The 6,654-nt window shown below is 72.0% G+C and carries 5 protein-coding genes; 3 read left to right on the top strand and 2 right to left on the bottom strand.

Annotated features, from left to right (window positions below):
• Positions 1-212 precede the first annotated feature (212 nt).
• Complete coding sequence (locus ACFV5H_RS37595) at positions 213-1,295, bottom strand: sugar phosphate nucleotidyltransferase (protein ID WP_385058222.1); 1,083 nt, start codon at positions 1,293-1,295, stop codon at positions 213-215.
• Positions 1,296-1,391: 96 nt separating this feature from the next.
• Positions 1,392-2,807: a peptidoglycan recognition protein gene (locus ACFV5H_RS37600; RefSeq protein WP_385199166.1), complete on the bottom strand. Its 1,416-nt coding sequence runs from the start codon at positions 2,805-2,807 to the stop codon at positions 1,392-1,394.
• Between the two features lie 129 nt (positions 2,808-2,936).
• Here ACFV5H_RS37600 and ACFV5H_RS37605 point away from each other — a divergent pair, with 129 nt between their 5' ends.
• The 3 genes from ACFV5H_RS37605 to ACFV5H_RS37615 all read left to right on the top strand — a co-directional run.
• Positions 2,937-3,698 (top strand): TIGR03089 family protein, encoded by a 762-nt coding sequence (locus ACFV5H_RS37605; protein WP_385199168.1) that lies wholly within the window; start codon positions 2,937-2,939, stop codon positions 3,696-3,698.
• A gap of 168 nt (positions 3,699-3,866) precedes the next feature.
• Entirely contained in the window at positions 3,867-5,060 is a 1,194-nt protein-coding gene (locus tag ACFV5H_RS37610) for an LCP family protein (protein ID WP_385058217.1), read from the top strand.
• Between the two features lie 260 nt (positions 5,061-5,320).
• Positions 5,321-6,654, top strand: a 1,334-nt coding sequence (locus ACFV5H_RS37615) for an LCP family protein (protein WP_385199169.1), incomplete at its 3' end; no start/stop codon positions are given.

Below are 6,654 nucleotides of genomic sequence, written 5' to 3' on the forward strand. Positions count from 1 at the left end.
TGTTCCGCGCCAGTCCGAGGACGGACACCCCCGACCCGGCCCCGACCCACCCACCGACCGCAGGCGCTACCCCAACCCCCACCGAACCGAACGCTGCGCCGCGGGCATCCCACCCACCGGACCGAAGGCCGCACCGCGGGCATCCCGCCCACCGGACCGGACGTTGTGGCGCGGGCATCCCGCCCACCGGACCGGACGTTGTGGCGCGGGTGTTACTGGTCCGAGGAGAAGCGGACTGCTCCCGCCGGGATCGTCGCGTCGCACCAGACTCGGGCGCCCTCGCGGAGTTCGTTGCGGGGGCCTATGGTCGCGCCGTCGCCTATGACCGTGCCGGTGAGGACCGAGCGTTCGCCCACCCGTGCCCGCGTACCGATCAGCGAGTCGGTGATGACCGCGCCCGGTTCGATCACCGCCCCCGGCAGGATCGTGCTGCCGAAGACGCGCGCGCCCTCCGCCACGAACGCGCCCTCGCCCACCACCGTCCCGCCCGCCAGCTTCGCGTCCGGCGCCACGGTCGCCGTGGGCAGCACCAGCCGGTCCCCGCAGCGTCCGGGCACCGCCGGTGACGGCGCACGGCCCAGCACCAGATCCGCCGAGCCCCGTACGAAGGCCGCCGGGGTCCCCAGGTCCAGCCAGTACGTGGAGTCGACCATCCCCTGCAGGTGCGCCCCCGCCGCCAGCAGCCCCGGGAACGTCTCCCGCTCCACCGACACCGCCCGCCCCGCCGGGATCGTGTCGATCACCGACCGGCGGAACACGTACGCCCCCGCGTTGATCTGGTCGGTGACGATCTCCTCCGGTGTCTGCGGCTTCTCCAGGAAGGCGAGCACCCTCCCCGTACCGTCCGTGGGCACCAGCCCGTACGCCCGTGGGTCCGTCACCTTCGTCAGGTGCAGCGAGACGTCCGCGCCGGTCGTCTCGTGCGTCCGCACCAGCGCCCGGATGTCCAGCCCCGTCAGGATGTCCCCGTTGAAGATCAGTACCGGCTCGTCCGGCCCGGAGTGCAGCCGGGACGCGACGTTCCGGATGGCGCCGCCCGTACCGAGCGGCTCCTCCTCCGTCACGTACTCGATGTGCAGCCCCAGGGCCGCCCCGTCGCCGAAGTACGGCTCGAAGACCTCGGCCAGGTAGGACGTGGCCAGGACGATGTGCTCGACGCCCGCCGCTCTCGCTCTCGCCAGCTGGTGCGTGAGGAAAGGCACCCCGGCCGCCGGGACCATGGGTTTGGGCGTGTGCACCGTGAGCGGTCGCAGCCGCGTGCCCTTGCCGCCGACCAGGAGGATCGCTTCTGTCACCTGTCGTCTCTGCTTCCTGCCGGGACCGGCCGAACTGTCTTTCGGCCGGCCAGTGTATGCAGACCGGCTCCGGCAGGAAGGAGCGCCCGGCCCGCCTCAGCGGCCCTGGTAGCGGGCCGCGGTGGAGCGCGCGGTGCCGAGCTTCTTGTAGAGCTTCCCCCCTGGGCACGAGGTGTTGAACCCGTCCCGGTGACCGGAGATCACGTTCAGTCGTACCTTCTTACCTTTTCGGTAGAGATTGCCACCGCCGGACTTCAGATATGTCTTGGCGCGCGGATTCATCCCGTGCAGTCCGAGTTTCCACGCGGTGAGCCGGGCGACGGCCTTCACGGCGGAGGAGGACGGCTTCTTGGAACCGTAGGAACCGATCACCGCGATGCCCGTGGTGTTGGTGTTGAAGCCCATGGTGTGGGCCCCCTTGACCGGCTTCGCCACTCCCCCGGCCCGGCCCTCGTAGATCCTGCCGCACTTGTCGACGAGGAAGTTGTAGCCGATGTCCCGCCAGCCCAGGCTCCGTACGTGATAGCGGTAGAACCCGCGGACGAGCGAAGGGGCCTGTGAGCACTTGTAGTTGTTGCCGGAGGCGGTGTGGTGCACGAAGGCCGCCTTGACCTTGCCGGTGTACACGAACCGCTTCTCCCGCAGGCTCTCGTCGGCTCCCCAGCCGCGCCGGGTGACGACGGCGGGGCGCGGCCCGATGTACGGCTCGGCCCGCTGCTGCTCGGTCAGGTCGGCCCCGCGCAGGGTGAGGTACTCCTGCCGGGTCCGCTCGCCGTCCAGCTCGGGGATCTCCAGGCTGCCGAGCGGTGCGAGTGCGGAGTTGGCCGCGGAGGCGGCGGTCGCCTCGGCGCTCATGACGCCGGTGCGCGGGCCCTCCAGGACCTCGTCCCCCGGGTCGACGAGTTCGAGCCGCAGCCCGGAGGGCAGCACCGAGTGGTCGCCGCCCCCGGGCTCATCGACCCCTGTCACCTCGCCCACGCCCTCGTCCACGCCCTCGCCCTCGCCCACGCCCTCACCTTCACCGGGCTCCGGCAGCACCCGGATCTCCACCCCGTCCGACTCCCCCACCCACAGCGGTGCCGTGGCGCCGCGCACCCCGTCCGCGGTCCCCTCCGCGCTGCCCGGATCGGCCCCGTGGTCGGCGTAGTGCGCCTCGACGTACCGCCAGTCCGACCAGGCGCCGGTGCCGGCCTCCCGGGTGCGGACCTGGACGCGGCCGTGGAGTTCGGCGGCGGGGTCGTCCCAGACGACGCCGAGGAGGGAGAAGGGCCGTACGGCCCGTGGGGCGAGGCCGAGGACGGCGGCGCCGGAGGCACGGTCACGGGTGAGGGGTCTCAGGGGCAGCGACTGGGTGCTGCCGGGGACGTCGGGCCGGGCCGTCACCGCTGCGCGCGTGGCCGCTTCTGCCGTCGGCGCCGGTCTCGCGTCCGCCGCGGCGGCGGGCGGGGCGAGCGGGAGGGCGAGGGCGGCGGCGCAGGTGACACCGATTGAGGAAGCAAGAATTCCACGCATGCCCCTGAGCTTGGACACAGTCAGACAAATCTGTCCATCGGGGAGTTGACGGCCCGTCGGGGCGCGTTCCCCCGAACCGGTGCCCCCGGCGGGCGGTGCGCGCGGACGGGTCCGCGTACGCTTGCGCGGGTGAACGCCACCGACCGCACCCCTGCCGACCTGCTGAGTTCCGCGCTGGCCGCGGACCCGGGACGCCCCCTGGTGACCTTCTACGACGACGCCACGGGCGAACGCGTCGAATTGTCCGTGGCCACCTTCGCCAATTGGGTGGCCAAGACCGCCAATCTCCTCCAGGACGAGCTGTCCGTGGAGCCCGGTGACCGGGTGGCCCTGCTGCTGCCCGCGCACTGGCAGACGGCGGTCTGGCTGCTGGCGTGCGCGTCGGTGGGCGTGGTCGCGGACGTGGCCGGGGACCCGGCGGCGGCGGACGTGGCCGTGAGCGGTCCGGAGCCGGAGTCGCTGGAGGCCGCGCGGGCCTGCTCGGGGGCCAGGATCGCGCTGGCGCTCAGGCCGCTCGGCGGGCGCTTCCCGCAGCCGCCGGAGGGCTTCGCCGACTACGCCGTCGAGGTACCGGGGCAGGGAGACCGCTTCGTGCCGTACGCGCCGGTCGACCCCGAGGAGCCGGCGCTGATCGTGGCGGGCCGGGAGTTCACCGGGGCGGAGGTGGTCGAGCGGGCCCGGGCCGAGGCGCCGGAGCTCGGTCTGACCGGCCCCGGCTCGCGGATCCTGTCAGGACGGCCGTACGACACGTGGGAGGGCCTGAACACGGGCCTGTACGGACCACTGGCGACCGGCGGCTCCGTGGTGCTGTGCCGCAACCTGGACCGCCTCGGGGACGACGCCCTGGACAAGCGGGTGGAGGGCGAACGGGTGACGGTCATCACCCGGTAACGGCACCGCCACCCACCCTGCCGGAACCCGACCCCCACAACACCCCCCGTCCGCCCCACCCCCTCCCCCGTCCGGCGCACCACCACCCGCCCCCGGCCGCCGTCCCGGGTCATCGTCGTACGCAACGGCATCACCGCACGCCGTACGCAGTGAGGGGTGGACCCGGTCATGAGTGACACCGCAGGCGCGTCCCCCGCGCAGCCGGGGGGCGGCCGTGCCCTCGGTCCGGGGGCGGGGTCCTCGGCGAGCGGGCGGGGTCGGGCCCGGCGCCGGCGGCGGCGCTGGGCGCGCGGCACCGGGCTCGCCGTCGTCGTCGTACTGCTCGCGGCCACGGGTGCCGGGTGGGCGGTGTACAGGAAGCTGGAGAGGAACATCACCCCGGACGAGGCGGCGGCCGCCGAACTCGCGCGGTTCGAGGAGGAGCGGCCCACGGCGCTCGTCAAGGACGCCCGGAACATCCTGCTGATCGGCTCGGACTCGCGCTCCGGGGAGGAGAACGCCCGCTACGGGCGGGACGCGGGGACGGAGCGTTCGGACACCGTGATCCTGCTGCACCTGTCGGCGGGCCGGCGCAGCGCCACCGCCGTGTCGGTCCCCCGGGACCTGATGGTGGACGTGCCCGGCTGCCGCCGCCCCGACGGGTCGCGTTCCGAGCCGGTGTTCACGATGTTCAACTCGGCTTTCGCGGTGGGCGGTTCCGCCTGCACCATCCGCACCGTCGAGAAACTCACGGACATCCGCGTCGACCACCACGTCGTCGTCGACTTCGACGGTTTCAAGGACATGGTCGACGCGGTGGGCGGTGTCGAGGTGTGCCTGCGCGAACCCGTGGACGACGAGGACGCCGAACTGAGACTGCCGGCGGGCCGGGTGACGCTGGACGGGGAGCAGGCGCTCGGTTACGTCCGGGCCCGCAAGTCCCTCGGCGACGGCAGCGACACCAGCCGTATGGAGCGGCAGCAGCGCTTCCTCGGCGCGCTCGTCAACAAGGTGAGCGGCAACGACGTCCTGCTGAATCCGGTGAAGCTGTATCCCGTTCTGGACGCGGCCACCTCGTCGCTCACCACCGATCCGGAGCTGGCCAGCCTGCGGGGTCTGTACGACCTCGCGCGCGGACTGCGTGAGATCCCCACCGCGCGGGTGCGATTCCTCACTGTTCCCCGGGAGCCGTACACCGGGGACGTCAATCGTGACCAGCTCGCGCAGCCCGCGGCGGAGGAGCTGTTCGCCCGGCTGCGTGCGGACCGGCCCGTGGCGATCGCGCCGGCCGCGCGGGACGCCGCACCGGACGGCGGTCCCGGCGGGGTGTCTCCGGCGCCCACGTTCTCCGGCAACTCCGCCGCCGAGGACATCTGCGGGTAAAGCGAACTCCAAGACCGGCACAAGAGCCGCTCGGGACAATGGGCCCTTGGTTCAGGAAACGCACGCATTGCCCGCTGTAAGGAAGCTGAGAATTCAAGGCCGACGTCGCCCCACGGCGAACCGGGCGGTTAATGTGACGGTCCGGTGCGCCGGTGTCCGAGAGGCCCCGCCGTGAGGAGGAGCGCGCACCGAAGTGACCGAGACCGGTCGTCCGGAGGGGAGGGCGCACCGCGTGGCCCCGACGGAGGATGCGGACAATCGTGGACACGCAAGGACGTGAGCGGACGGAGAACGTCGATCCCGCGGATCAGTGGGTACTGAATCCGGATACCGGCGAATACGAACTGCGACTGCCCCCTTCCGCGCCCCAGCCGACCGTCCCGGGCCCGCGCAGGCCCGCCCCGCGCGAGACCACCGAGGGCGCGAAGGGCCGTCGTACGGCCGCGCCCGGCCGTGAGGTCCCGCCCCAGCGGCGACGCCGCGGTACGGCACCGGAGGAACCGGCTCCGGGGCGGCGCGGACGCCGGCCGGCGAAGAAGAAGTCGCGGGGCAAGAGGATCCTGCTGTGGACCGGCGGCACCATGGCGTTCGTCGTCCTCGCCACCGCGGTCGGCGGCTACCTCTATCTGGAGCACCTCAACGACAACATCCAGTCCCTCCCCGACGACGGCGCGGGCACCGGTGGCTTCCAGAAGGACAAGGCCATCAACATCCTGCTGATCGGCACCGACAAGCGCACCGGCGACGGCAACGACGGCTACGGCGACGCGGGCAGCGCCGGCCACGCGGACACCACGATCCTGCTGCACGTCTCCAAGGACCGCTCCAACGCGACCGCGCTCAGCATCCCGCGCGACCTGATCGTCGACGTCCCCGACTGCCCGACCACGCAGGAGGACGGGACGGAGAAGGTCATCCCCGGCTCCACCGGCGTCCGCTTCAACACGAGCCTCGGCCAGGACGGCCGTACGCCCAGCTGCACCATGCGGACCGTCACCGAGCTGACCGGTGTCACCCCCGACAACTTCATGGTGGCCGACTTCAACGCGGTCAAGACGCTGACCACGGCCGTCGACGGGGTCGAGGTGTGTCTGGCGAAGGACATCGACGATCCGGACTCGCATCTGAAGCTGTCGGCGGGCAAGCACACCATCGAGGGCGAGCAGGCGCTGGCCTTCGTGCGCACCCGGCACTCGGTGGGCTTCGGCGGCGACCTGAGCCGCATCGAGATCCAGCAGCAGTTCCTCAGCTCGCTGATGCGCAAGCTGAAGTCGAACGACACGCTCACCAGCCCGTCCAAGATGCTGAAGCTCGCCGAGGCGGGCACCGAGGCGCTGACCGTCGACTCCCAGCTGAACAGCATCGGCAAGCTCAAGGACCTCGGTCTGGAGCTGGGCAAGCTCAACACCAAGAACCTGACCTTCGCCACGGTGCCGGTGGACGACAACCCGGCCGAGAAGGTCAAGGCGACGGTCGTCCTCAAGGAGGAGCCCGCCCAGCAGGTCTTCGACATGATCGCGAACGACGTCTCCTTCACCGAGGTCAAGCAGAAGGAGAAGAAGGAGGCCGCCGCGGTCGCCGCCCGCCTCAAGGG

This window comes from Streptomyces sp. NPDC059787 (genome assembly GCF_042732315.1).
In the GTDB taxonomy this organism is placed as follows: domain Bacteria; phylum Actinomycetota; class Actinomycetes; order Streptomycetales; family Streptomycetaceae; genus Streptomyces; species Streptomyces atrovirens.

Coding starts and splice junctions, on each gene's coding strand:
- ACFV5H_RS37600 (WP_385199166.1), bottom strand. CDS start 2,807: ATGCGTGGAATTCTTGCTTCCTCAATCGGTGTCACCTGCGCCGCCGCC.
- ACFV5H_RS37610 (WP_385058217.1), top strand. CDS start 3,867: ATGAGTGACACCGCAGGCGCGTCCCCCGCGCAGCCGGGGGGCGGCCGT.